This is a genomic window from Micromonospora sp. NPDC047521 (genome assembly GCF_055587305.1).
Genome location: NZ_JBVJGN010000009.1, coordinates 40,935 through 66,004 on the forward strand (window position 1 = coordinate 40,935; position 25,070 = coordinate 66,004).

26 protein-coding genes are annotated in these 25,070 nt (G+C 71.2%); 17 read left to right on the plus strand and 9 right to left on the minus strand.

What is annotated here, in order from left to right; all coding sequences use genetic code 11:
* Window positions 1-12 precede the first annotated feature (12 nt).
* The gene (locus tag ACZ6N8_RS20090; protein ID WP_466011837.1) at window positions 13-561 is read right to left on the minus strand and encodes a Uma2 family endonuclease; all 549 of its coding nucleotides are present in this window, start codon (window positions 559-561) and stop codon (window positions 13-15) included.
* Between the two features lie 277 nt (window positions 562-838).
* On the opposite strand from ACZ6N8_RS20090, the gene ACZ6N8_RS20095 reads away from it, so the two are divergent.
* The 6 genes from ACZ6N8_RS20095 (at window position 839) to ACZ6N8_RS20120 (ending at window position 7,845) form a co-directional block, all read left to right on the plus strand.
* The gene (locus ACZ6N8_RS20095; RefSeq protein WP_466012168.1) at window positions 839-1,894 is read left to right on the plus strand and encodes an ABC transporter ATP-binding protein; all 1,056 of its coding nucleotides are present in this window, start codon (window positions 839-841) and stop codon (window positions 1,892-1,894) included.
* Complete coding sequence (locus ACZ6N8_RS20100; RefSeq protein WP_466011839.1) at window positions 1,891-2,928, plus strand: ABC transporter ATP-binding protein; 1,038 nt, start codon at window positions 1,891-1,893, stop codon at window positions 2,926-2,928. Before ACZ6N8_RS20095 ends, ACZ6N8_RS20100 begins: the two co-directional genes overlap by 4 nt.
* Window positions 2,925-3,932: an ABC transporter permease gene (locus ACZ6N8_RS20105; RefSeq protein ID WP_466011840.1), complete on the plus strand. Its 1,008-nt coding sequence runs from the start codon at window positions 2,925-2,927 to the stop codon at window positions 3,930-3,932. The genes ACZ6N8_RS20100 and ACZ6N8_RS20105 overlap by 4 nt, the downstream gene beginning before the upstream one ends.
* 10 nt (window positions 3,933-3,942) lie before the next feature.
* Entirely contained in the window at window positions 3,943-4,929 is a 987-nt protein-coding gene (locus tag ACZ6N8_RS20110; protein ID WP_466011842.1) for an ABC transporter permease, read from the plus strand.
* Between the two features lie 146 nt (window positions 4,930-5,075).
* Window positions 5,076-6,818 carry an ABC transporter substrate-binding protein gene (locus ACZ6N8_RS20115; protein WP_466011843.1) on the plus strand — a complete coding sequence of 581 codons (1,743 nt, stop codon included), beginning with the start codon at window positions 5,076-5,078 and terminating at the stop codon, window positions 6,816-6,818.
* A 157-nt stretch (window positions 6,819-6,975) separates the two neighbouring features.
* Window positions 6,976-7,845 carry an AraC family transcriptional regulator gene (locus ACZ6N8_RS20120; protein WP_466011845.1) on the plus strand — a complete coding sequence of 290 codons (870 nt, stop codon included), beginning with the start codon at window positions 6,976-6,978 and terminating at the stop codon, window positions 7,843-7,845.
* A gap of 14 nt (window positions 7,846-7,859) precedes the next feature.
* Here ACZ6N8_RS20120 and ACZ6N8_RS20125 read toward each other — a convergent pair whose 3' ends face one another.
* Window positions 7,860-8,597, minus strand: a complete 738-nt coding sequence (locus tag ACZ6N8_RS20125; RefSeq protein WP_466011847.1) for a VOC family protein — start codon at window positions 8,595-8,597, stop codon at window positions 7,860-7,862.
* A 96-nt stretch (window positions 8,598-8,693) separates the two neighbouring features.
* Window positions 8,694-9,596 (minus strand): NADP-dependent oxidoreductase, encoded by a 903-nt coding sequence (locus ACZ6N8_RS20130; protein WP_466011849.1) that lies wholly within the window; start codon window positions 9,594-9,596, stop codon window positions 8,694-8,696.
* A gap of 105 nt (window positions 9,597-9,701) precedes the next feature.
* On the opposite strand from ACZ6N8_RS20130, the gene ACZ6N8_RS20135 reads away from it, so the two are divergent.
* The gene (locus ACZ6N8_RS20135; RefSeq protein ID WP_466011851.1) at window positions 9,702-10,100 is read left to right on the plus strand and encodes a winged helix-turn-helix transcriptional regulator; all 399 of its coding nucleotides are present in this window, start codon (window positions 9,702-9,704) and stop codon (window positions 10,098-10,100) included.
* Between the two features lie 81 nt (window positions 10,101-10,181).
* Here the strand turns inward: ACZ6N8_RS20135 and ACZ6N8_RS20140 are convergent, their stop codons facing one another.
* Window positions 10,182-12,326, minus strand: coding sequence for a S9 family peptidase (locus ACZ6N8_RS20140; RefSeq protein WP_466011853.1), 2,145 nt, complete (start codon window positions 12,324-12,326; stop codon window positions 10,182-10,184).
* A gap of 85 nt (window positions 12,327-12,411) precedes the next feature.
* Here ACZ6N8_RS20140 and mshB point away from each other — a divergent pair, with 85 nt between their 5' ends.
* The 3 genes from mshB (at window position 12,412) to ACZ6N8_RS20155 (ending at window position 14,336) form a co-directional block, all read left to right on the plus strand.
* Window positions 12,412-13,338 (plus strand): N-acetyl-1-D-myo-inositol-2-amino-2-deoxy-alpha-D-glucopyranoside deacetylase, encoded by a 927-nt coding sequence (gene mshB, locus ACZ6N8_RS20145; protein ID WP_364375164.1) that lies wholly within the window; start codon window positions 12,412-12,414, stop codon window positions 13,336-13,338.
* 17 nt (window positions 13,339-13,355) lie between these two features.
* Window positions 13,356-13,790, plus strand: a complete 435-nt coding sequence (locus ACZ6N8_RS20150) for a hypothetical protein (protein WP_364375644.1) — start codon at window positions 13,356-13,358, stop codon at window positions 13,788-13,790.
* Window positions 13,791-13,871: 81 nt separating this feature from the next.
* Window positions 13,872-14,336 carry a hypothetical protein gene (locus ACZ6N8_RS20155; RefSeq protein ID WP_466011855.1) on the plus strand — a complete coding sequence of 155 codons (465 nt, stop codon included), beginning with the start codon at window positions 13,872-13,874 and terminating at the stop codon, window positions 14,334-14,336.
* Between the two features lie 127 nt (window positions 14,337-14,463).
* On the opposite strand, the gene ACZ6N8_RS20160 is transcribed toward ACZ6N8_RS20155, so the two are convergent.
* Window positions 14,464-15,408 carry a GNAT family N-acetyltransferase gene (locus ACZ6N8_RS20160; protein WP_466011857.1) on the minus strand — a complete coding sequence of 315 codons (945 nt, stop codon included), beginning with the start codon at window positions 15,406-15,408 and terminating at the stop codon, window positions 14,464-14,466.
* 78 nt (window positions 15,409-15,486) lie between these two features.
* Between ACZ6N8_RS20160 and fdxA the strand changes: the two genes are divergently transcribed.
* Both fdxA and dapC read left to right on the plus strand, forming a co-directional pair.
* Window positions 15,487-15,813: a ferredoxin gene (fdxA, locus tag ACZ6N8_RS20165; protein ID WP_007464872.1), complete on the plus strand. Its 327-nt coding sequence runs from the start codon at window positions 15,487-15,489 to the stop codon at window positions 15,811-15,813.
* Window positions 15,810-16,919 carry a succinyldiaminopimelate transaminase gene (gene dapC / locus ACZ6N8_RS20170; protein WP_466012170.1) on the plus strand — a complete coding sequence of 370 codons (1,110 nt, stop codon included), beginning with the start codon at window positions 15,810-15,812 and terminating at the stop codon, window positions 16,917-16,919. Before fdxA ends, dapC begins: the two co-directional genes overlap by 4 nt.
* A 48-nt stretch (window positions 16,920-16,967) precedes the next feature.
* Here dapC and ACZ6N8_RS20175 read toward each other — a convergent pair whose 3' ends face one another.
* Window positions 16,968-18,809, minus strand: coding sequence for a M48 family metallopeptidase (locus ACZ6N8_RS20175; protein WP_466011858.1), 1,842 nt, complete (start codon window positions 18,807-18,809; stop codon window positions 16,968-16,970).
* Window positions 18,810-18,990: 181 nt separating this feature from the next.
* Between ACZ6N8_RS20175 and ACZ6N8_RS20180 the strand changes: the two genes are divergently transcribed.
* From ACZ6N8_RS20180 to ACZ6N8_RS20195, 4 genes are all read left to right on the plus strand, one after another.
* A complete protein-coding gene (locus tag ACZ6N8_RS20180; protein ID WP_466011860.1) occupies window positions 18,991-19,932 on the plus strand; it encodes a DUF4034 domain-containing protein in 942 nt (313 codons plus the stop codon).
* 94 nt (window positions 19,933-20,026) lie between these two features.
* The gene (locus ACZ6N8_RS20185) at window positions 20,027-21,046 is read left to right on the plus strand and encodes a prephenate dehydrogenase (RefSeq protein WP_466011862.1); all 1,020 of its coding nucleotides are present in this window, start codon (window positions 20,027-20,029) and stop codon (window positions 21,044-21,046) included.
* 9 nt (window positions 21,047-21,055) lie between these two features.
* Window positions 21,056-21,694, plus strand: coding sequence for an SIMPL domain-containing protein (locus tag ACZ6N8_RS20190; protein WP_466011864.1), 639 nt, complete (start codon window positions 21,056-21,058; stop codon window positions 21,692-21,694).
* Window positions 21,694-22,341, plus strand: a complete 648-nt coding sequence (locus ACZ6N8_RS20195; protein WP_466011865.1) for a nucleoside/nucleotide kinase family protein — start codon at window positions 21,694-21,696, stop codon at window positions 22,339-22,341. The genes ACZ6N8_RS20190 and ACZ6N8_RS20195 overlap by 1 nt, the downstream gene beginning before the upstream one ends.
* A 19-nt stretch (window positions 22,342-22,360) precedes the next feature.
* Here the strand turns inward: ACZ6N8_RS20195 and ACZ6N8_RS20200 are convergent, their stop codons facing one another.
* Window positions 22,361-22,999 carry a dihydrofolate reductase family protein gene (locus tag ACZ6N8_RS20200; protein WP_466011867.1) on the minus strand — a complete coding sequence of 213 codons (639 nt, stop codon included), beginning with the start codon at window positions 22,997-22,999 and terminating at the stop codon, window positions 22,361-22,363.
* Window positions 23,000-23,062: 63 nt separating this feature from the next.
* On the opposite strand from ACZ6N8_RS20200, the gene ACZ6N8_RS20205 reads away from it, so the two are divergent.
* Window positions 23,063-23,928 (plus strand): IS5 family transposase gene (locus ACZ6N8_RS20205; protein WP_466012171.1). Its coding sequence is split into 2 segments (ribosomal slippage): window positions 23,063-23,428 and window positions 23,431-23,928, totalling 864 coding nucleotides; the frame shifts between segments, so codons are not numbered across the junction.
* 14 nt (window positions 23,929-23,942) lie between these two features.
* Here ACZ6N8_RS20205 and ACZ6N8_RS20210 read toward each other — a convergent pair.
* Together ACZ6N8_RS20210 and ACZ6N8_RS20215 are read right to left on the minus strand one after the other, a co-directional pair.
* Entirely contained in the window at window positions 23,943-24,455 is a 513-nt protein-coding gene (locus ACZ6N8_RS20210; RefSeq protein WP_466011869.1) for a DinB family protein, read from the minus strand.
* A gap of 57 nt (window positions 24,456-24,512) precedes the next feature.
* Entirely contained in the window at window positions 24,513-25,070 is a 558-nt protein-coding gene (locus ACZ6N8_RS20215; RefSeq protein WP_466011871.1) for a sugar O-acetyltransferase, read from the minus strand.

Here is a 25,070-nt window from a genome sequence, read left to right on the forward strand (position 1 = left end):
GACCGGCACCCGTCAGGGGAGCAGATCCTCCGGCCGGATGGTGGCCTTCACCGGCTCGGTGAGCACGAGCAGGTCGCCTGGCCTGGTCACGGACTGCTCGGTGTAGTGGCTGCCCTGCCGTCGGTAGAGGTGCAGCGTGCCATTTGCCTGCTCCACCAGCAGGTACCACTCAATTCCGGCTGAGGCGTAGTAGTGCATCTTGAGCACTTTGTCGGTGGACGCGTTGCTCGGCGAGATGATCTCGCAGACCAGCCGCACGTCCCCTGCCTCGACGTTGAGTTCGTCGAAGTCGATCGGGCCGGTGATCACGAGGTCGGGGATCGGGATTCGGCCGGGCCGGAGGCGGACGTTCACCGCTTCCAGCACGTGCAGACCGGCCTCGCGAGCCGGCGCCCGTAGGGCCGCGCGCAGTTCGCCGGAGATGTTCTGGTGTCGGGGGGTGGGGGCTGGGGTCACGTGGAGGCTCCCGTCGAAGAGTTCGACGCGTTGCTGCGTCTCGCCGAGGGCGAGGTACTCCTCTTCGGTCCACGGGCCTTCGTGGTTGAACACCGCCGCGGTCATCGTCACCTCCACCTCGTGCCAGGGGCATCCTCTGCCGGGTTACTCCTCCCATGGTCGCACCCGACGTGCGATCAGGAGATGAATGGGCGTGGATGGCGAGGTGAGGGGTGTTCAGGGCCGATGCCGACTCGTTACGCTCGGGCCCGCTGACACGTGCCGACTTTGTAGCTTATTTTCACCCTCGGGACTTTCCTGTAAGTTCCCTTCGTCACTGAGGGAGGTGGCCGTGGACAGCTCGGAACCGTCGCCGTCCGGGGAACCGGACGACCGTCCCGCCGTGCCGGCGCAGCGCTCCGACGAGGACGCCTACCTGCGGGTGAGTGACCTGCGGGTCCGGTTCGACACCGAGGACGGCGTGGTGCGCGCGGTCGACGGGGTGTCCTTCGCCGTCGACAGGGGTCGCACCCTCGGCATCGTCGGCGAGTCCGGTTCTGGCAAGAGCGTCACCTCGCTCGCCATCCTCGGCCTGCACGACCCCAAACGGACCACCGTCACCGGAGAGATCTCCGTCGGTGGCCGGCAGGTGGTCGGCCTCGGCGACGAGGAGGTACGCCGGCTGCGCGGCCGGGACATGGCGATGATCTTCCAGGATCCGCTCTCCGCGCTGCACCCCTACTACACCGTCGGCCGGCAGATCGCCGAGGCGTACCGGGTGCACCACCCGAAGGCCGACCGGCGTGAGGCCCGTCAGCGGGCGGTGGACATGCTGGACCGGGTGGGCATCCCGCAGCCGGCCCGCCGCTTCGACCAGTACCCGCACGAGTTCTCCGGCGGCATGCGCCAGCGGGCGATGATCGCGATGTCGCTCGTCAACGACCCGGCGCTGCTGATCGCCGACGAGCCGACCACCGCGCTCGACGTCACCGTGCAGGCGCAGATCCTGGACCTGCTCGCCGACCTCCAGGCCGAGTTCCACTCCGCGATCATCCTGATCACCCACGACCTCGGCGTGGTCGGCCAGGTCGCCGACGACGTCCTGGTGATGTACGGCGGACGTGCCGTCGAGCGGGGAAGCGTCGAGCAGGTGCTCCGCTCGCCGCAGCATCCGTACACCTGGGGGTTGCTCTCCAGCGTGCCGTCGCTGCACGGCGACGCGGACGCGGACCTGGTGCCCATCCCCGGCAACCCGCCCAGCCTGATCAACCTGCCGCCGGGCTGCGCCTTCCACCCGCGCTGCCGCTACGCGGACCGCAACGGCGACCGGTCCCGCACCGAGGTGCCCGAGCTGCGCCCCGCCGGCGCGGACGGCCACCTGGTCGCCTGTCACCTGAGCGCCGAGGAGCGCGCCGAGCGCTACGCCGAGGACATCGCATCCGTGGGGGTGGCCCGATGAGCGACGAACCACTGCTGCGGGTACGCGGGCTGACGAAGCACTTCCCGATACGTCAGGGGCTGCGCGGCACCGGTCTGGTGCGGGCGGTCGACGGGCTCGACTTCGACGTGCGACCGGGCGAGACGCTGGGCCTGGTGGGGGAGTCGGGCTGCGGCAAGACCACCACCGGTCGGATGCTGGTGCGGCTGTTGGAGCCGACGGCCGGCAGCATCGAGTTCGGCGGGCGGGACATCACCCACGCCGGCCGCCGGGAGCTGCGCCCGCTGCGTCAGGAACTCCAGATCATCTTCCAGGACCCGTACGCCTCGTTGAACCCCAGGCACACGGTGGGTCGGATCGTGGCGATGCCGTTGCAGGTCAACGGGATCAAGCCGCCGGGTGGGATCAAGGCGCGGGTGCAGGAGCTGCTGGAGCTGGTCGGGTTGAACCCGGAGCACTACAACAGGTACCCGCACGAGTTCTCCGGCGGGCAGCGGCAGCGCATCGGCATCGCCCGGGCGTTGGCCCTGCGGCCCAAACTGATAGTCGCCGACGAGCCGGTGTCCGCGCTTGACGTCTCGATCCAGGCGCAGGTCGTCAACCTGCTGCGGGACCTGCAACGGGACCTCGGCCTGGCGTTCGTGTTCATCGCCCACGACCTGGCCGTGGTCCGGCACTTCTGCCAGCGGGTCGCCGTCATGTACCTGGGCCGGATCGTGGAGATCGGCGACCGGGCGGACATCTACGAGCGCCCGCAGCACCCGTACACCAGGGCGTTGCTCTCGGCGATCCCGGACGTCACCCAGCTCGGCCCGGCGGGCCGTATCCGGCTGACCGGTGACGTGCCCACCCCGCTGGACCCGCCGTCGGGGTGCCGGTTCCGCACCCGCTGCTGGAAGGCGCAGGACGTCTGCGCCACCGAGGAGCCGGCGCTGGTCCCGCGTGACGGCGGCAACCAGGCCACCGCGTGTCACTTCCCCGAAGGGGAGGCAGCAAGCACGAGCCCGGGGGTCGCGGGATCGACCACCCAGGTCGTCGAGGAGGTGCCGTCGTGAGCCTGTCCCCGGTGGAGGGTGTGGCGCTTGCCGAGATCGAGTCCGACGGCGGCGTGGGCGAGCCCGCGGTCAAGGGCGTCGTCGGCCGCTCGCCCGGGCAGCTCGCCTGGCTGCGGCTGCGCCGCGACCGTACGGCCGTGGTCAGCGGCGTACTCCTGGTCTTATTCATGGTGTTGGGGTTGTCCGCGCCGCTGATCGAGATGGTCTACGGGACCGGCCCGCGGGAGCAGTTCCAGAACCTGCTCGACGGTTTCGGGATGCCGCTGGGTTACGCCGGTGGGGTCACCGGGGACCACTGGTTCGGTGTGGAGCCGGGGCTCGGGCGGGACATCTTCATCCGGTTGATCTACGGGCTGCGGACGTCGCTGTTCATCGCGTTCGCCGCCGCGTTGATCACCGCGACGATCGGTGTCGTGCTCGGCGCGCTCGCCGGCTACCTCGGCGGCTGGCTCGACGCGGTGGTCAACTGGATCACCGACCTGACGCTCGCCATGCCCTTCCTGATCATCGCGTTGGCGCTCACCCCCACTGTCACGCTGCGCTTCTACGGCGAGCGGGGGCAGGTGTCGGCGGCCTTCGGGGTGGGCGTGCTGATCGGCGTCTTCGCCATCTTCGGCTGGACCAGCACGGCCCGGCTGGTCCGCGGGCAGGTGATCGCGCTGCGCGAGCGGGAGTTCGTGGAGGCGGCCAGGGCCAGCGGGGCCGGATTGGGGCACATCATCTTCCGGCAGCTGCTGCCGAACATCTGGGCGCCGATCCTGGTGTCGTTCTCCCTGGCGGTGCCGCAGTTCATCACCAGCGAGGCCGCCCTGTCGTTCATCGGCGTCGGCCTGAGCGACGAGACGCCGAGCTTCGGCCGAATGATCTACCGCAGTCTGGACTTCCTCCAGACCGACCCGGCGTACGTGTTCTTCCCGGGCATCACGATCTTCGCGCTGGTGTTCGCCTTCAACCTCTTCGGCGACGCGTTGCGAGACGCGCTCGACCCGAAGTCGTCCCGGTAGGGGTCAAATCATGGCGCGATTTCTGCTCAAGCGACTCTTCTCCGCCACGCTGACCCTGTTCGCGGTGAGCGTGTTGACGTTCCTGATGTTCTTCGCCCTGCCACGTGACCCGGTCACCAGCATCTGCTCGAAGAACTGCAACCCGGAGCGGCTGGAGCGGGTCCGCGACGACCTGGGCCTGAACGACCCGCTGATCAGCCAGTACGCCGGCTACATGAAGGGCATCGTCACCGGACGCGACCTGGGCAGCGCCCAGGGCGGTAGGTGCGACGCGCCGTGCCTGGGCTGGTCGTACGTCACGAACGAGGCCGTCTCGGACACCATCGCCCGGGTGCTGCCGGTGACGCTGAGCATCGTCATCCCGGCGGCGATCCTCTGGCTGCTGCTCGGGGTGGGCCTCGGCATGGTCTCCGCGCTGCGCCGGGGCACCTGGCTGGACCGCGCGGCCATCGGTTTCTCGCTTACCGGCGCCTCGTTGCAGCTCTACTTCGTCGGCGCGGTGCTGCTGATGGTGTTCGTCTACAACCTGCGGCTGCTTCCGGTGCCCAGCTACACCTCGATCTTCGACAACCCGGCGAAGTGGGCGAGCGGGCTGGTGCTCGCCTGGGTGGCGCTGGCCTTCCTCTTCTCGGCCATCTACGCCCGGCTGTCCCGGGCGCAGATGTTGGAGACGCTGTCCGAAGACTTCGTCCGCACCGCGCGGGCCAAGGGCCTGGCCAAACCCAAGGTGTACGGGCGGCACGCGCTGCGCGCGGCGATCACCCCGGTGGTGACCATCGCCGGTCTGGACGTGGGCGGGGCGCTCGGTGGCACGGTGATCACCGAGACGACGTTCGGCATCCAGGGGTTGGGGCGTACGGCGGTGGACGCCGTGCGCTCGGGTGACCTACCCACGATCATGGCCACGGTGCTGATCGCCGCCGTCTTCGTGGTGTTGGCGAACGTGCTGGTGGACCTGCTCTACGCGGCCATCGACCCACGGGTGCGGCTGCGCTGATCCGCCGGGTGGCCGGCACACCTGTCGATGGCGAAATTTATCGACAACTGTTACACAACTCGTAGGTTTTCTTCCTTACGATCCTCGGGACGTCGGCGGTTCTCGCCCCGACGAACCGCACGGCACATGGGTGAAGGGGGTACTTCATGAGACCACGCGTGGTGGCTGCCGCAGGCGGCGCGATCGCTCTGGTGGTGGCATTGGGTGCGTGCTCGAAGAACACGGGCGAGGGCACCACCGTGGACACCGAGCGGCAGCAGACCGGGGTCATCGCGACCGACCCCAAGGACTCGCAGGGCCCGGCCGCGGAGGTGAGCGGGGCGCAGAAGGGCGGCACCTTCACCGTCATCCGGGAGACGCCGATCTCCCACCTCGACCCGCAGCGGACGTACTCGTTCGCCGGTCTGATGGCCAACCCGCTCTGGTCCCGCTACCTGACCACCTGGAAGGACGACGGCAAGGGCGGCCTGGTCCTCGTCGGCGACCTGGCCGAGACTCCGGGCAAGAACGTCAACAACGACTGCAAGGTCTGGGAATTCACCATCAAGGACGGGGTGAAGTTCGAGGACGGCCGGCCGATCACCTCCAAGGAGATCGCGTACGGCATCGCCAGGTCCTTCGACCCGGACCTCTCCGGCGGCCCGACCTACATCCAGGAGTGGCTGGCCGACACCGCGCAGTTCGACACCAAGTGGGACTTCAAGAAGAACAAGACGTCGCTTCCGCCGGGCCTGAGCACGCCGGACGCCAAGACGCTGCGCTTCGAGTTCGCCAAGCCCCGCTGTGACCTGCCGTTCGCGGTCTCGCTGCCGACCACCGCGCCGCTGCCCGCGGACAAGGACACAGGCATCAACGTGGACAAGCAGCCGTTCTCGTCCGGCCCGTACCGGGTCGCCAAGAACCAGGTAGGCGTGCAGATCACCCTGGAGCGCAACCCCAACTGGGACCCGAACACCGACCCGGTCCGGCACCAGTACCCGGACCAGTTCGTGTGGACCTTCGGCCCGACCGCGGACGCCGCCAACAACCGGGTGATCGCCGACAACGGCGCCGACCAGAGCGCGCTCGCCTTCAACGCCGTGCCCGCCTCGCTCGTCGCCAAGGTGGCCGGGGATGCCTCGCTCAAGTCCCGCAGCATCCTCTCGCCGACCCCCAGCGCCAACCAGCTCGTCATCAACAACCAGCGGGTCACCGACCTGAAGGTGCGCCAGGCGCTCAACTACGCCATCGACCGCGAAGGCATGATCAAGGCGCTCGGCGGGCAGACCGTCGCCGCGCCGCTGACCACGCTGATGCCGCCGGCCACGATCGGCTACAAGGCGTACGAGGCGTACCCGGCCGGGGCGAACGGCGACGTCGCCAAGGCCAAGGAACTGCTCGGCGGCAAGACGCCGGAGCTGGTCCTCGGTGTCGCCGACAACACGACCGAGCAGCAGCAGGGTGCCCAGCTCAAGGCCAACCTGGAGCGGGCCGGCTTCAAGATCACCGTCCGGAACATCTCGGACGACGCGAAGCTCGACGAGATCAAGAAGAAGAACAACCCCTGGGACCTGTACATCGGTAACTGGGCGGCGGACTGGCCGAGCGGAGCCTCGATCCTGCCTGTGCTCTACGACGGCCGCACCATCAAGGCCGAGGGCAACAGCAACCAGTCCTACTTCAACGACCCGGCAGTCAACGCCGAGATGGATCGCATCCTGGCGCTGGCCCCGGCCGAGCAGGGCCCGGAGTGGGCCAAGCTCGACGAGCGGATCATGAAGGAGCACGCGCCGGTCGTGCCGATGTACGTCGACGTGGCCTACAACGTGCACGGGTCCAAGGCCGGCGGGATCTTCATCTCCAGCGTCTTCGGCTACCCGTCGTTCGTCAACGCGCACGTCAAGCCGTAAGGCACACCGCAGACAGACAGGGGTCCCCTCCCGACAACGCCGTCGGGAGGGGACCCCTGTCGTCGTTCGGCAGCCCGGGGACCTGATCGGATCGGACCGCTACGGTCGGGTGCGGGGCAGGGTCCTTCGGCCAGGCTTGACGTCGAAGGGAGGCCTCGTGATCGCGGCGCTCAACCAGCTCGTCGACCAGCTCGAAGAGCACCTCACGGAGGAGTTCGACGTGAACGAAGTGGCCAGGGCGCTCGGCACCACCGAGTACCACCTGCGCCGGATGTTCTCGTCGTTGGCCGGGATGACGCTGTCCGAGTACGTGCGCCGACGCCGCATGACAGTCGCCGCCGCCGACGTCGTTCGGGGCGAGGACGATCTGCTCGACATCGCCGTCCGGCACGGATACGGCTCGACCGAGGCGTTCGGACGGGCGTTCCGGGCCGTCCACGGCGCCAGCCCCGGTGGCGTACGCCGCGACGGAGGCCCCCTTCGCACACAACCGCAGCTCAGGTTCCGCCTGACCGTCGAAGGGAGCACCCCCATGGACACCCGTATCGTCGACCGCCCCGCGTTCCGGCTCGTCGGACACGCCGCCCGGGTCCCGCTCATCCACCGGGGCGTCAACCCGCACATCCAGCAGCACATCGCCGGACTGCCCCCACAGGAGCACGCCCGGCTCAAGGCCCTCAGCGACACCGAACCCGGCGGACTGCTACAGGTCAGCGACGACGTCGACGCCGAGGCCACCGAGGGCAGCGAACTGACCTACCTGCACGGGGTCGCGGTCTCCCGGGACACGCCGGTCCCCGACGACCTGGACGCCATCGAGGTGCCGGCCGGCCAGTGGGCCGTCTTCCGCACCTCCGGGCCGCACCCGCAGGCGCTCCAGGCGACCTGGGCCGCGACCGCGAGCGAGTGGTTCCCGTCCAACCCGTGGCGGCTGCGACCCGGCCCCTCGATGGTCGCCATCCTCGACCGCGCGGAGGACTTCAGCACCGCGACCTGCGAACTGTGGCTGCCCATCGAGCCGGCGTGACGTGAGATCCCGGGTCAGGCCGGGGAGAGGAGGCAGAACTCGTTGCCCTCCGGGTCGGCAAGAACCGTCCAGTGGACATCGGGGCCCAGGTCGAGGACTGTCGCGCCGAGCGACTCCAGCCGCGCCGCCTCCGCCTTCGGGTCGTCGTCCGGATACGGACGCACATCGAGGTGTACGCGGTTCCACACCGTCTTCGGGTCGGGCGTACGGAGGAACTGAAGATACGGGCCGACGTTCGTGGCGGAGCGCAGCACCGCGCTGTCGTCGGTCACCTTGTGCACAGTCCAGTCCGTGGCCTCGCCCCAGAAACGGGCCATGGCTCGCGGATCCGCGCAGTCGACCACCACCGAGGCGATCGGACCGGTGTCCCGGACCGCATCGTGCCAGTCCAGCACGCAGAACTCGTTGCCCTCCGGGTCGGCCATGACCGTCCACGGGACATCGCCCTGCCCCACGTCGGCGGGGGTCGCGCCGAGATCCCTCAGACGCGTGAGCAGTTCCGCGTGATGGGCCGCCGAGGTGGTGGCTAGGTCCACGTGCACCCGGTTCTTGACCGTCTTCGGGTCGTCCGGGTAGGCGACCAGGTCGATGCAGACGGCGACGGGGTCGGGGTAGACGAAACCCTCGGGTTCGAGATTCGTCACGCCCGGCCCCTCGCTGGACACCTCCCAGCCGAGCACCTGCGCCCAGAAACCGCCGAGCGCGGCGTCGTTGTGAGCCTTCATGTTGATCTGCACGAGCCGCGTCGCCATGCCGACGATGCTAGCGGCGGCCGGGCGTACGACCGCACGGCCGGTGAGTGAAGGACTGTGCCGGCGACGTGTTGTACCCGCCGAACTGTGGGACCGTCAGGGGACGAGCACCACGCCACCGCGTACGCCGCCTCGGGCCAGCCGGTCGTGGGCTGCCGCCGCGTCGGCGAAGGGGTACACGTCGGCTACCCGGAGGGAGATGTCGCCGCTGGTGACGAGTGTGACCAGTTCGCTCAGCCGGGATCCGTCCGGTAGCACCTCCAGCGCGAAGGTCCGGATTCCCCGCACCGGTTCCGGGCGAAGCGGGGGCGACGCGGCCACGTAGCCGCCGCCGTCCCGGACGACGTCCAGCAGCGAGGAGCCGATCACCGCCAGGTCGATGACCGCGTCGAACTTCCCCGTCGGATCGTCGGCGCGCGACAGGAACGCCGCGCCCAGCGACTCGACGAACTCACTGTCGTCCGGCCCGGCGAGTCCCGTGGCGTGCAGACCGGTCGCCCGGGCCAGCGCCAGAACGAACCCGCCTACCTGTCCGGCGGCACCTGTGACGAGCACTGTCGAACCCGCGGGGAGCGCGAGCAGGTCGAGGGCCTGGGCGGCGGCGAGGCCATTGGCCGGCAGGGTCGCCGCCTCGGTGGCGGGGACGCCGGCGGGCGCGGAGGTCAGCCAGGCGGCGTCGAGGACCACGTACTCGGCGTGGGCGCCGACGGTGGTCTGCAGCCATGGCGAGAAGCCGATGACCTCGTCGCCGATCGTGAACTCCTCGACCGACGGGCCGACCGCGTCGACGCTGCCGGCAACGTCCCAGCCGGGCGTGTACGGCAGACCGGTCGGCAACGGGGCGGGGAACCGACCGGAGCGGACCATCAGGTCGACCGGATGGACGACCGACGCCGCGACCCGCACCCGGACCTGTCCCGGCCCGGGCTCGGGCACCGGCACCTCGGCCACGTGCAGGACCTCAGGTCCCCCGAACTCCGCATAGCTGACTGCGCGCATCGTCGTCTCCTTCGTGGGATTTCGTGATCACCACGACCGTACGACTGGTCGGCACTGTCGGTAAGTAGGTACCTTAAAGTGCCTAGGGCACCCGGAGGAGACAGTATGGCGACGACGAGTGCGGCTCAACGCCGTGAGCAGTCCAAACGCGACTACGACGCGTTCCTGGACCAGTGCCCGACCCGTGAGCTGCTGAGCAGGCTCACCGACAAGTGGGTCGCGTTGGTGATCCCAGCGCTCGTCGACGGCCCACAGCGGCACGGCGAACTCGCCCGACGTGTCGCCGGCGTCAGCCAGAAGATGCTCACCCAGACCCTGCGCACCCTGGAACGCGACGGCCTGGTCACCCGCACGGTCACCGCCTCGGTACCGGTCCGCGTCGACTACGAACTCACCCCACTCGGCCACGAACTGTTCCCGGTCATGATCGCGATCAAGAACTGGGCCGAGACGCACATGGACCGCGTCTTCGAAGCCCGGACCCGGTACGACGCACGCCCCTGAGCGCGTCGACCTGAGCGTTCGCGCGCGCTCAAAGCCCTGGCTGGATTCCTGGCGCCCTTTCGATGGAGGGCCCGGTGCCGCTCACCCCAGGTGCGTACGCAGGAAGTCCAGTTCCAGGGGGAGCAGACGTTCGGCGGTGCCGTTCGCGGCCATGTGGGTGGCCCCGGTCAGCGGCAGCACCGCGTGCGGGCGGCCGGTGCTCAGCAGCGCCGCCGAGAGCCGCAGCGTGTGCGCGGCCACCACGTTGTCGTCGGCCATCCCGTGCACCAGCAGCAGCGGGCGGGCCTGATCCGGGCCGGTGACCGGTTCGGCGGCCAGCTCGATCAGCGAGTGGTGCGCGTACACGTCCATGCCGTCCTCCGGCAGGCCGAGATAACGCTCGGTGTACGCGGTGTCGTACAGCGCCCAGTCGGTCACCGGGGCGCCGGCGATGCCGCACCTGAACAGCTCCGGGTGCCGGAGCACCGCCAACCCGGCCAGCCATCCGCCGAACGACCAGCCGCGCACCCCCACCCGGTCCAGGTCCAGGTCGGGATGCTTGCCGGCGAGCGCGGTAAGCGCGTCGATCTGGTCGGTGAGGATCACGTCGGCGACCCGCCTGTGGATCGCCTTCTCGAACGACGGGGCCACTCCCGGCGTACCCCGGTTGTCGATGGTGACCACCGCGAACCCGGCGTCGGCCCACCACTGCCGCTCCAGCCAGGCCGCGCGGGCGGTCACCACCTCCTGGTGGCCCGGCCCGCCGTAGATGTCCAGCAGCACAGGCAGTCGCCGGCCCGTGACGTGGTTGTCCGGGTACAGCACCGCCGCCGGCAACCGCCGGTCGGTGACCCGCTCGAGAAGCGGCAGCGGCGAGTACGGAGGGGTCGCCGCCAGCGACCGCAGCTCGGCCACCTCCCGGTCGCCGCGCCGCACCGTCCACCGCACGCCGGCGTGGTCCAGCGAGGCGACCCCGATGACCAGCACGTCCCCGCCCACGGCGGCGGTGTGCCAGCCCGAGTCGGTGGTGATCCGGCGGGCGTCCACCCCGCCGCCGATGGTGGTGCGTACCCGGAACAGGTGCCGCTCGCTCGGCTCGCCGTCGCTCGCCTCGACCAGCAGGTCCGCCGGGCCGGAGTTGGCCGGCAGTCGACCGACCACCCGCCGTACGTACAGCGACGGCGGTGTGAGCAGGGTGCCGTCGGCGAAGAGGCACCGCGCGTCGTACCCGTCGTGGGCCAGCTCCCCGCCGACCAGCACCCGACCGTCCGGCAGGTGCGCCGGGGTACCGGCGATCGGCTCGACCCACCGCGGATCGGCAAGCTCGGCGTGCACCTGCGTCTCACCGGTACGCGGGTCCACGGCGAGCACCAGCCCGTGCTGCTGCGACCGGCGCAGCACAGTGATCAGCGGGCTGCCCTCGCCCCAGCTCACCCCGGTCAGGTACGGGTACGTCTCGCGGTCCCAGTGCACGTCGACCCAGCCGTCGTCCAGATCGAGCAGGTGCAGGCTGACCTCCGCGTTCGGCCCGCCCGCCCGGGGGTACGCCACAGCGGTCGGAGGGCTCGCCGGGTCGGCCGGGTCGTGCAGGTGCCACCGTTCCAGCCGGGACTCGTCCACCCGGGCGGCGAGCACCATGCGCCCGTCCGGCGCCCACCAGTAGCCCCGGTACCTGCCGAACTCCTCCGCCGCGATGTGCTCGGCCAGGCCCCAGCTCACCCCGGCGTCCTCGCCGGCCAGCAGGGTGTCGGTGCCGTCGGCCTCGATCACCCGCAGCTCGCCCCGGCGGACACCCTCGGCCGCGTCCGTCACGTACGCCAGTCGTTGCCCGGTCGGGTCCGGACGGGGGTCGAGCACCGGGCCGACGGCTGCCACCTCCACCACGTCGCCGTGCACCAGGTCGGCCCGGAAGAGCCGCCCGGCCAGCGCGAACACCGCCACCCGGCCGGCGGCGTCGAGCGCGTACGACCCGATGCCCCCGGCGTTGAGCCGCAGCCGTTCGCGTAACGCGCGTTCGCCGGGGGAGAGCGCCCGGGGATCGCCGCCCCCGTCCAGCAGGGTCGCCGGGTCCGCCACCAGCTGCTCCTCGCCGGTGGCCACGTGCAGCTGCCACAGCGCGTCCGCCGGATCCTCCGGACCGGCGGAACGCAGGAAGATCACCCGGGAGCCGTCCTCCGCCACGGCGACGGCGCGCGGCGCACCGTGGGTGAACCGGCGGGTACGGGCGGCCAGCTCCGGGAAGTCCACCGCCAAATCGTAGAGCGGTGGCGAGGGTGATGTGGCCGACCTGGGCGGACGCGTCAGCGCCGGCAGGGCCGAACCGCCGGTTAGAGTGACCGTCGTGACGACGCTGCCCGACCGCCGCCTGCTGCTGGTCCACGCGCACCCGGACGACGAGTCCATCGGCACCGGCTCGACGATGGCCCACTACGCCGCCACCGGCGCGCACGTGACGCTCGTGACCTGCACCCTCGGCGAGGAGGGCGAGATCCACGTACCGGCGCTGGCCCAGCTCGCCGCCGCCGAGGCGGACCAGCTCGGCGGGTACCGGATCGGCGAGCTGGCCGCCGCCTGCGCGGCGCTCGGCGTCAGCGACCACCGCTTCCTCGGCGGTGCGGGCCGCTACCGCGACTCGGGGATGATGGGGCTCGCCACAAACGAGCATCCCCGCGCCTTCTGGCAGGCCGACCTCGACGAGGCCGCCGGGCACCTGGTGGAGATCATGCGGGAGGTACGCCCACAGGTGCTTGTCACGTACGACCCCAACGGTTTCTACGGCCACCCCGACCACATCCAGGCGCACCGGGTGGCGATGCGCGCGGTCGAGCTGGCCGCAGTCGAGGGTTGCGCCCCGGCCAAGGTCTACTGGACGGCCATGCCGCTCAGCGTGCTGGAGGCCGGCCTGGAGCACTTCGCCGAATCCTCGGACAACCCGTTCGCCGGCATCCGCGACCTCGCCGAGCTGCCCTTCGGCACCCCGGACGCCGAGATCGCCGCCCGGATCGACGGCACCGACCAGCACACCGCCAAGGAGGCCGCGATGCGGGCGCACGCCACCCAGATCCCGGCCACCTCCTGGCTCTACTCGATCGCCGGCAACTTCGGCGGCGAGTTCATGGGCGTGGAGTTCTTCACCCTGGCGGTCGGTGCGAAGGGACCGGGCTCCGGCCCGTACGGCTGGGAGGATGACCTGTTCGCCGGGCTTCCCGACGAATCCGCCACCGACCGCCGCCCGGTCGCGGCAGCCGGCCTCCGGTGACCCTGCCCGCCGCGCCGATGTCGGTCGTGCAGGACCAGGGCACCCCGCCGGAGGCGGGGCCGCCCCCGCGTCTGCTGGACCTGGGTCTGCGGGTTGCCGGTGCGGTGGTCGTCGTGGTGGCAGGTGTGCTGACCGGGGTGCTGGAGCTGCTGCTCGCCACGGTCCGCGTCGGCGGTCAGCTGATCGGCGTGTCGGTGCTGCTCGCCGTCGGCGCCAACATCGTGCTGAGCTGGTTCGCGCACGAGGCGGTGGGCCGGCGGTGGGCGGTGGCGCTGCCGGCCGTGCCGTGGTTCGCCCTGATGGCGGTGGCCGCCATCCGGACCTCCGAGGGCGACCTGCTGCTGGCCGGGGACAACTGGGTAGGCCTGGCCATGATCGTGGCCGGCGCGATGACCTTCGCGGTGATGGGTTTCCGGCAGATCCTCACCCCACCGCCCACCCTGCTCGGCTGATGACGCCACACAGGTGCGGGTGGTAGATATTCCTGCCAGGGATGCGGCCCCGCGATGGGGCGTACGGCAGGAGGTCGTGCGATGGACAGACGGTGGCGTGACGTCGGGGTGCTCACGGGAGCGTTGTTCGCGGCGAACGTGGCCGCCCGGCTGATCATCAAACTCGGCTTCGACGGTGACGACACCGCCGCCGACCGGGTGTCGCTGGCGATGTTCGTGGTGATCGGACTGATCCTGGCCGTGGTCGCCTTCCGCTGGGGCAGCCGCCGGCCACTGTCCGCCTGGTTGGCCGACCTGGCCCTGGTGGTGGGGATCGCCATGGCGCTGACCGTCCTGGTCGGGCCGCTGCTGGTCGGCGACAACCCGTTCGGCGCCGGCGCGGGCACGTTCTTCGCCCAGATCTGGCTCTACCTGCTCGCCACGGGTGCGGGAATCCTGATCGGGTACCTGGTGCTCACCGCGCTCGGCCGGGACTACCGGTCGCAGCAGCTCAAGCGGTACGCCGAAGTCAAGGCCGCCAAGCCGCGCCGAGTGGTCCGCCGCTGACCCCGCCCGGCCCCGCTCTCCCCTCGCGCCGATCTCGCACTGTGCGCGCCGATTTGGTGCTCTGCACCCCTTCTGTCACGGCAGAAAGTGCAAGATCGGCGTGGTGAGGGGGTGGGGCCGGGATGGGTCAGGGGGCGACGCGGGTCAGGTAGGTGTGGTGGGTGGTGAAGCCGAGGGTGCGGTAGAGCGCCACCGCCGCCGTGTTGCGCTGTTCCACCTGGAGGAAGGCGTGGGTGGCGCCGGCGGACACGCCCCAGTCGGCCAACGCGTGGATCACCCGCCGGGCCAACCCCTGCCGGCGGGCGGCGGGCACCACCTCGATCAGGCTGAGCCCGAGCCAGCGGCCGTCACCGGTCACCGTGCCACGGCCGGTGGCCACAAGCGTGCCGTCGGCGTACACGTGGGCGAAGCGGACCTGCTCGACCGCGGTGAGCACGTGCCGGGCGGCGTCCGGGAGGCCGCCCTTGCGGCCGGCGGCGACGGCCAGCCACTCCTCGCTCGGCACCGTGGCCAGCTCGACGGCCACGCCGGTGCCCGTGGGCTCGGGTAGGGGCAGGGGCACGGTCTGCACCAGTGTGGGCGGGCGGCTGCCCCAGCCCCGGTCGTCCAGTTCGGCGCCGACGGGCGCGGCGAGCGGCAGCGGTGTGTTGATCATCGCAGGCTGGCCCTGCTCGGCGTACCAGCGCTCGACCGCGTCCACGGCGGCCGGCAGCGGGCGGTCCGGATCGCCTACCGGCAACGCCGAGTTGGCGCGTCCGGTCCAGCCCTCGGCCGATCTCAGCAGCCAGTCGCCGAGGCGGCCGCGGGTGGGCGCCGGCCAGGCCTCGTCGGCGGCGCGTTCCAGCGCCATCACGGCGGCGGCGGTCGGCCGGCGGGTCGGCGGTACCCGTTTGGCCCGGTGCACCTGCGCCACCGGAACCCGTAGCGGACCCTGCGCCGTGGCCAACGTGAGATGAGTCTCGCTCAGCTCCACCAGCTCGCCGAGGGCGTCGGAGAACAGCGGGCGGCCTTCGCGAATCCCCACAATCCGGCGGACCACGATTCGGTGGCCCACATCCTGCTGTCGGAGCACGATCGACCCCCTCCCCGGCGAGATACTAGGCTCTTACCGTCGCGGTGATCGCGGCGTGTCTTGCGGAGGAGAAGACCGGTGACCTACATCATCGCCGAGCCGTGCGTGGATGTGCTCGACAAGGCATGCATCGAGGAGTGCCCGGTCGACTGCATTTACGAGGGCAACCGGATGCTCTACATCCACCCCGACGAGTGCGTCGACTGTGGTGCCTGTGAGCCCGTCTGCCCGGTGGAGGCGATCTTCTACGAGGACGACGTCCCCGAGCAGTGGAAGGACTACACCGGCGCCAACTACGAGTTCTTCGAGGACCTGGGCTCGCCCGGGGGCGCCTCGAAGATCGGCAAGGTCGAGAAGGACGCGACCTTCGTCGCCGCGCAGCCGCCGCGCGGCGAGGGCCACTGACCCGGTCCGCGCCGGTCTCGTCGCGGCTGCCCGAGTTCACCTGGGACTCCCTGGACGCCGCGGCCGCTCTGGCCGCGGCGCATCCGGGGGGCCTGATCAACCTCTCCATGGGTACGCCTGTCGACCCGGTGCCCGAGGTGATCCGCCAGGCGCTCGCTGACGCGTCCGACGCTCCCGGCTATCCGCTGACCGCCGGCACCCCGGTGCTGCGCGACGCGATCGCCGCCTGGGTCGCCCGTGCCTGCGGCGCCGGCGTCGACGGTCTCGGTGTGCTGCCGACAATCGGCTCGAAGGAGCTGGTGGCCTGGCTGCCGACGCTGCTCGGCATCGGCCCCGGTGACGTGGTCGTCGTGCCGTCGGTCGCGTACCCCACGTACGAGGACGGGGCGCGGCTGGCCGGCGCCACGGTCGTCCGCGCCGACTCGCTCACCGCGGTCGGGCCGACCTCCCGGGTACGCCTGGTCTGGGTCAACTCGCCGGGCAACCCGACGGGTCGGGTGCTGCCCGCGGCGCACCTGCGCAAGGTGGTCGACTGGGCCCGGGAACGGGGTGCGGTCGTCGCCAGCGACGAGTGCTACCTGCCGCTGGGCTGGTCGGCCGAGCCGGTGTCGGTGCTGTCCCCGCAGGTCTGCGGCGGCTCGTACGACGGGGTGCTCGCCGTGCACTCGCTGTCCAAGCGGTCCAACCTGGCCGGCTACCGGGCCGGGTTCGTGGCCGGCGACCCGGCGCTCGTGGCCGAGCTGCTGAAGGTCCGCAAGCACGCCGGCATGATCGTGCCCGCCCCGGTGCAGGCGGCGATGGTGGCCGCCCTGCGGGACGAGCGACACGCCGACGAGCAGCGGGAGCGTTACCGGGCCCGCCGTGAGGTGCTGACGGCCGCGTTCACCGGCGCCGGGTTCACGGTCGAGCACTCGGAGGCCGGTCTCTACCTCTGGCTCACCCGCGACGAGGACTGCTGGGAGACGGTCGACTGGCTGGCCCGACGGGGCATCCTGGTCGCCGCCGGCGTCTTCTACGGCCCCACCGCCGGCCGGCACGTCCGGGTCGCGCTCACCGAGTCCGACGCACACGTCGCCGCGGTCGCGGCCCGCCTCGCCGAGATCTGACCGCCCTTCCGGGCGGCCGACCCGTGGGGGTCGACCGCCCGGCCGGCGTCAGTCGCTGATCCGGGCGAAGACCCGCAGCAGGGTGTTCCGGCTCTGCTTCTCCAGCAGTTCGCTGGACATCAGCTCCTGCACGGCGATCACCCGGCCGTCGTGCAGGGTCAGTTCCGCCTTCAACGGCACCTCCCGTTTGACGTTCACGGAGGCGACCTCCTCGTACGGCAGGAACGTGTGTGCGGTCGCCAGCTCAGCGATCGGCACCGAGTCGACAAGCGCGCGCAGCCGCTTCTCGCCCTGGCTCGCCTTGCCGGGGTCGGCGATCAGGACCAGCCCCCGGTCGAGGATGAGCACGTCGTGCTCCCTGCCGTCGATCTTGATGTTGGCCAGCGCGCCGATCAGGTCGGCGTCCCGCCCGGAGACCCGCTCCTCCACCACCGTCGCGCCGGACGGATCGACGCCCAACTCGGCCAGGCGGGCCAGCGCCACGTCAAGGGTCTGCGGCGCGACGGCCAGCTTGGCGATCTCGGCGAGGTCCCACGGCTGCCCGTCCGGGCCGACGAGCCGGGCCGGGCCGGACCAGGAGAGCTGCCAGTGGGCCCGACCGGAGCGGACTGCCGCGTTGTCCAGCAGCGTCTCCATCGGCCCGGCGAACCGGGCGGCCGCCTCCTTGCGGGTCGCGTCGCCGAAGAACTGCTCGGCGAACTCACCGAGCCGGCCGGAGCTGACCAGCTCCAGCACTGTCGTGAGGCCCGGCCTGGCGACACCCGTGAACCGCCCCGCGGCCCGGTAGACGCCGTCCGCCTGCTGCTGCACCATCGCCGCCACGGACGAGGCGGTGAACTGAGGCCAGGGCAGCACCTGGCGGCTGCCGTGCTCGACCACGACGCCCTGCAACTGTCGGCCGGCGCCGTCGATGTCGGCGAGCAGCAGCGCCGCAGGTCGTTCGTCCGAGGCGACGGTCCCCGCCGGCAGGTCCGCCATCGCGGCGACCCGGACGCCGATCGGTGGGTGGGTGTCCCACGGCGACGGCTCCCGGTCGGGGGCGTTCTCCCGCAGCTCGGCCAACTCGTCGCGGCGGGCCCGCAGCAACTGGCCGAAGCCGCCGAAGAGGTCGTCCGGCGCGAGCCCGGCGGACCAGCCCGGCTCGACGTACCGGCGCATGTAGAAGCCCCAGGCGGCGCCGAGCGCCGGCAGCGTCCGCAGGGCGGAGGTGGCGGCGTCGTGCCCGGCCAGCAGCACCGAGGAGCGGTCGGCCTCCAGCTCCTGCCGCCGCGATGCGGCGTTGTCAACCCTCAGGTAGAGCTTCGAGTACCCCTTGAAGACCCAGCCGATCGGGTTGCGCGGGCTGATCCGGTCCAGCGTCTCCGCGATGGCCAGCCGACCCCGGTACGCCACACCGCCGAGGCGGGTGTGCTTGCCGGAGTAGTGGCCCAGCTCGTGGGCGAGCACCGAACGCAGCTGGTCCATCCGCATCGCCTGGAGCAGCGGCAGTCCGACATACAGGGTGCGGCGCCCGCCGACCAGGCCGAGGAACCGGCTCTGCTCGGCGACCGCCGCGTTCACCTCGGGCACCAGCCGGATCTCGTCCGGGGCGCGGGTGCCGACCGCGGTGGCCAGCTCCCGCACGGTGGCCCACAGATCCGGCGCCTCGCGCTCGGTGAGGACCAGGCCGGGCGCCGGCTCGTTCTTCGTACGGATCGCGCGCCACAGCCCGGCGGCGACCGCGCCCAACGCGACGACCAGGGGCAGCAGCAGCTTCCCGGTGACGAGCCCGTTGGTGTGGCCGTACAGCCAGACCCCGAGCGCGACGACGGCGGCGAGCTGTAGGAGCGCGACGACGTAGAAGCCGATCAACATGACCACCGAGGCCAGGGCCCGGTATGTCGCGGACATTTCATTTCCTCCCGCTGTTAGCCCGCATCCAGATGGCGGGCAGCGGAGCGGACCGTACGACGATGATCAGTAGTGGACAACCCCCTTCCGGACCGGCCTTCTCAAGATCTACGATCTGCCGGGTCTTCGACGGGCTGAGAGGAAACGCGGCATGTGGCCGTTCCGGCGTAACAACAGGCAGGTGGCCGTTCCCACGTTGATCGTGGATCCGGCGGAGGGCGACCCGACCGCGCGGGCGCTGCGGGAGGCCGTTGAGCGCCGGGACTGGGGCACCATCCGTGATCTCCTGACCCCGGTGACCGACCCGGACGAGCACGCCTTCCACGTCTCGGTGCTCGCCAACACCGACGGCCTGCAGGACTGGATCGGCGAGTGGGTCGAGGCCGAACCCCGGTCGACACTGCCGGTGCTGGTGCGGGGGGCGCACGCGGTCTACTGGGCCTGGGAGGCCCGCAGCAGCGCCCGCGCCTCGCAGGTGAGCCAGGATCAGTTCAAGGAGTTCCGGCGACGGCTGCGGCTCGCCGAGAACTCCCTGGACGAGGTGGCCGACCGCGACCCGGACGACACCACCGCGCGTACCTTCCTCGTCACCTCGGCGCGGGGGCGGCAGGTGGACCGGGATGAGGCGGACCGGCGCTTCGCCGACGTCGTCGCCCGGCACCCGTGGCACCGGATCGCGCACGAGCAGGTGCTCCAGTACCGCTGCCACAAGTGGTTCGGCAGCCACGAGGAGATGTTCGACTTCGCCCGGGAGGCGGTGGCGAAGTCGCCGGCCGGCTCGCCGCTGGGGCACCTGGTCGTCGTCGCCCACCTGGAGAAGTGGCTGGACCTGCCCGTCGGCGAGGACGAGGAGTACCTGGACGACGACGCCCTCCGGGCGGAGATGAACGCCGCGGCCGACCACTCGGTACGCCACCCCGACTACCGGCGCCGGCCGGGCTGGGCGAGCGTGCACAACACCTTCGCCATGGGCTTTTCCAAGGTGGGGGACCTGCGCTCCGCCGCCGGCCAGTTCGAGGTGATCGGCGACCAGGTGACCAACTGGCCCTGGCAGTACATCAACAACGACCCGGTGATCCCGTTCGTCGCGTGGCGCGACGACGCGATGGCCGTCGAGGACTGACAGGCGTCCGGGCCGGCACCGGGGGATATCCTCGGCGCCGGACCTGGTCGGGGCCGCCGGCCCCGCACCCCAGCAGGAACGTCGAGGTGTGCGGATGGTGGACGGGACCGGTGCGCGGGTACGGGCGGCGGTGGTCGGCACCGGCCTGATCGGTGGTTCGGTGCTGCTCCGGATGCACGCCGCGGGCGTCGACGTGACCGGGTGGGATCCGGACGAGGACACCAGGCGACGGGCCCGCCTGATGGGCGTACCCGTTCCGGATCTGCTTGTCGAGGCGGTGGCCGACCGGGACGTGGTGTTCCTGTGCGGGCCGTTGCCCACCCTGCCGGCCACACTTGTCGAGGTGGCCGCGATGACCGGTGGGCGTTGCGTGCTGACCGACGTCGGCAGCACCAAGGAGGAGGTGGCGGCGTTCGCCGCCACACGCGGCCTGACGGACCGGTTCGTGCCGGGGCACCCGATGGCCGGCACCGACCGGGCGGGCCTGACGGCCGCGGGGCCGGATCTGCTGACCGGCGCCGCCTGGGTGCTCTGTCCCGCGCCCGGGCCGGCCACTGCCGCGTTCCGCTGGCTGGCCGGGCTGCTGGTGGACCTCTTCGAGGCCCGGGTGGTGCCGATGTCCCCGGCGGAGCACGACTCGGCCGCCGCACTCGCCTCACACGTGCCGCACCTGCTCGCCGGCGCGCTGGCCGGCGCCGTGCAGCGCGCACCGCTGCGCGACGCGATACTGGCGCTCGCCGCGGGCAGCTTCTCCGACGGCACCCGGGTCGCCGGGACTCCGGCCGACCGGACCGCGAACATGCTGCTCGGCAACCGGCAGCGGGTGCTGCGGGAGCTGACCGAGGTCACCGCGTTCCTGGACGACCTGGCCGCCGCGCTGCACGCCGGTGACGGGCCGGCGCTCACGGCGCGGTACGACGAGGCGCGGGCCTCCCGGATGGCGCTGCGCGACCGCCGGTTCGACGCGTACGAGCGGCGGTTCCCCCTCGACGGTGACCACGCCGCCGAGGTGTCCTGGCTGTGCGGTCTGGGGGTGGCCGGCGGTCACCTGACCGGGCTGCGCGTCGGTGCCGACACCGTCTCCTACGCGGCGCGACGCCCGACTGCTGACTAGGCTGAGGGCATGGCGGTGGACGGCCCGGTGGTGCAGGTGCGCGGCGAGGCGTACCGGGAGGTGCCGCCCGAGCTGGCGCGCTTCGCGGTCACCGCGACGGCTCGTGATCGGGACCGGGAGGTCACGTTGACCCGGCTGGCCGAGCGGGCCGCCGCCGTGCGGGTGCTGCTGGAGGGCGCCGGGCCGGCGGTGGTCCGGCGGGAGACGGGTGACCTGCGGGTGCGCCCGGAGACCCGGCGCTCGGGGGAGCGGGTGGTCGCCTGGCACGGCAGCGTCACCACCACCGTCACCGTCACCGACTTCACCGCGCTCGGCGAGCTGATGCTCCGGCTGGCCGACCAGGATCAGGTCGAGGTGGCCGGTCCGTGGTGGGAGCTGCATCCGGACAGCCCCGCGCACCGCGAGGCACGGCACGCCGCGATCGGCGACGCCCTGCTGCGGGCCCGGGAGTACGCCGAGGCGCTCGGCGCCCAGGTCACGGCACTGATCGAGCTGGCCGACGCCGGCCCCGCCGACCGGCCGATGTTCGCCCGCGCGGCGTTCGCCGGGGGTGACGCCACGCCGGAGCTGGAGTTGGATCCGCAGCCGCAGACCGTGCAGGCGGCCGTGCAGGCGCGCTTCACCATCAGCACCCCGGTCCTGGGCTGATGCCGCCGGCCCGGGTGCTGTCCGTCGACGAGGCGGTGGCGCGGGCGTCGGCGCTGGCCGAGGCCGGTCCGCGACAACTGCTCGGCATCGCCGGCGCGCCTGGTGCCGGGAAGTCCACCCTCGCCGAGCTGATCGTGGCCGAGGTGGGGCCGGCCGCCCGGCTGGTGCCGATGGACGGCTTCCACCTGGCGCAGTCGCAGCTGGTCCGGCTGGGCCGCGCGGACCGCAAGGGCGCGGTGGACACCTTCGACGCCAACGGGTACGTCTCTCTGCTGCGCCGGCTGCGCCGTCTGGAGCCCACCTCGGTGTACGCGCCGGAGTTCCGGCGGGAGCTGGAGGATCCGGTGGCCGGGGCGATCGAGGTGCCGCCGTCGGTCCGGCTGGTGGTGACCGAGGGCAACTACCTGCTGCTTCCGGACTTCCCCTGGCAGGAGATCCGGCCGCTGCTGCACGAGGCGTGGTTCCTCGACCTGGACGCCGAGGTGCGTCAGCGGCGGCTGGCGGCCCGGCACGAGGCGTTCGGGCGGTCACCGGAGCAGGCGCGGGCCTGGGCGTTGGGCAGCGACGAGTCGAACGCCGCCCTGATCACCCCCACCGCCGACCGTGCCGACCTGGTGCTGCGCCTCTCCGAGCCGCCAGCGCCCTGACCCGGCCGACGCTGCGGTTTCACCCCGTGACGCCCCGGTCCTCGCGACTCATGTCCCCGGTGGCGGGCGTTCCCTCGGCGAGCCCGTACCGCAGGAGCACCGCACCCTTGCCCGAGGTGGCGGGTGGTTCGAGGAGGGTCAGGTTGCTCGGCACCGCGCCGCCGTCGAACACCTTCTTGCCGACGCCGAGCAGGATGGGAAAGATCCACAGGTTGAGCCGGTCGAAGAGGCGCTCGTGCAGGAGGGTCTGCACCAGGTTCAGGCTGCCGATCACATGGATGTGCTCGTGCCGGTCCCGCAGGGCGGCCACGGCGCTCACCAGGTCGGGTCCGAGTTGCGTCGAGCCGGCCCAGTCCAGGTCCGGGTTGCCGCGCGACGCGACGTACTTGGGGATGCTGTTGAACAGGGTGGCTATGCCGCCGTCGACGCCGTCGACCTGTTGCGGCCAGTATCCGGCGAAGATGTCGTAGGTTCTGCGGCCCAGGAGCAGCGCGTCCATGCCCCGCATGCCCTGTTCGACCTGTCGGCCGCCCGTCTCGTCGAACAGGGGCGCCTGCCAACCTCCGTACGGGAAGCCTTCCGGGTCCTCCTGCGGGCCGCCCGGTGCCTGGGCGACCAGGTCGAGTGTCGCGAACAGGTCGATGTGGATGGTGCCCATGCTGTCCTCCTAGGGCGTGTCCTGCCGATCTTGTAGCGGTAGGTCGTTGACGATGTGCCGGTGGTGCGTCGTGGTGAGTTGACCGATGAGGCGTGGGCGGTGATCGCGCCGCTGCTTCCCGAGCCGGGCGGTGCGCGGGGGCGGTGGCGGGATCACCGTCAGGTGATCAACGGGATCTTGTGGAAGCTGCGAACGGGTGCGCCGTGGCGTGACCTGCCGGAACGCTTCGGGCCGTGGAAGACGTGCCACGAACGCCTGCGTCGGTGGACCGCCGACGGGACATGGGATCGGATCCTCGCGGCGGCCCAGGTGTATGACGACGGCACACCGGTGCAATGGACGATCAGCATTGACTCATCGATCGTGCGGGCGCATCAGCATGCCGCTGGCGCCCGCAAAAAGGGGGCTCCCCGACAAGTTCGGCGACGCCTGGTGCGCAAGATGGTGAGGCCATCGGCCGCTCCCGAGGCGGGCTGAGCACGAAGATCCACCTCGCCGTCGACGGACGCGGCCGGCCGCTGTCGATCCTGCTTACCCCCGGGCAGGCCGGCGACAACCCCCAGATCCTCGCCCTGCTTGACGCGATCCGCGTCAACGAGCCGGGCCCCGGACGGCCCCGCAAACGCCCTGACGTGCTGATCGCCGACAAGGGCTACGCCCACGACTCCACCCGCCGAGCACTGCGGCAACGCGGGATCCGGCACGTCATACCCGAACGTTCCGACCAGATCGTCCGCCGCGCCGCCAAGGGCAGCACCGGCGGACGACCACCAGCTTTCGACAAGCAGGTCTACCGCAAGCGCAACGTCGTGGAACGCTGTTTCAACCGGCTCAAGCAGTGGCGTGACCTGGCCACCCGCTACGCCAAACGCGCATCCCTCTACCGGTCCAGCCTGGTCCTCATCGCCGCTGTCATCTGGCTTCCATGATCAGCAGATGCACGTTAGTCGCCGGTCATGCCGTCGATCTGTTCCCGGAGAATGTCGGCTTGGCCGCAGTGCCGTGCCAACTCGCGGATCATGTGCACGTAGACGTAGCGCAGCGACACCCTGCCCAGCCGGGGATGAGGCACAGTGTCGTCGAGGGCGAACCCGGCTGCGATCTGCCTCGATCGATCACAGACCGCGGCGTACTCCGCGATGACGTCTGCGACCGTCTCGCCCGAGCCGACCTGCCAACTGGCGTCGTCACCGAACGAGTTACCGCTGATCTGTTCACGCGGCTGCTGTCCCAGGCAGTGCTGAAACCAGTTCCGCTCAACAGCGGCGGCGTGTTTGACGAGACCGATGAGCGTGGTGAGCGAGGGCACCAGGCTCCGGCGGGCGTCATCCTCCGACAGCCCTCGGAGCTTGGCGATGATGACATCGCGGTACGCGTCGATGAAGGCTTCCAGAAGCTCGCGTTCCGGAGCCGTGCTCGCGAGTTCCTCGCTGTCGAGCGGCCGGGCAGTCGTCACATCGACACGCTAACAGTGAGGTTCCGTCTCGCCCCACCAAGATCGGCAGGACACGCCCTAGTCGAGTTCGCGGACCGGTCGGGCCGGGTTGCCGACCGCGACCACGTTTGCGGGTAGGTCGCGGGTGACCACCGCTCCGGCGCCGACGACGGTGTTCGCGCCGATCGTCACTCCCGCCAGCACGATCGCGCCGCCGCCGAGCCACACATTGTCGCCGATGGTGATCGGTTTGGCGGCCTCCCACTTGTCGCGCCGAGGCGCGGGTTCCACCGGGTGCGTCGGGGTGAGCAGCTGTACGTTCGGGCCGACCTGGACGTCCGCGCCGAGGGTGATCCGGGCGACGTCGAGGAAGACGGCGTTGTAGTTGACGAAGGTGCGCGGGCCGATGCGGATCTGCCAGCCGTAGTCGCAGTAGAACGGCGGGCGGATCCAGGTGTCCTCGCCCAGCTCGCCGAGGAGGTCCCGCAGTGCGGCGAGTCGAGCCCGCGGATCGGCTGCCGGGCTGGTGTTGAAGCGTTCCATCAGGCGGGCGGCCCGGTCCTGGTCAGCGATGATCTCGGGATCGTCGGCGAGGTAGGGCTGACCGGCGAGCATCTTGTCCTTCATGGAGGTCAC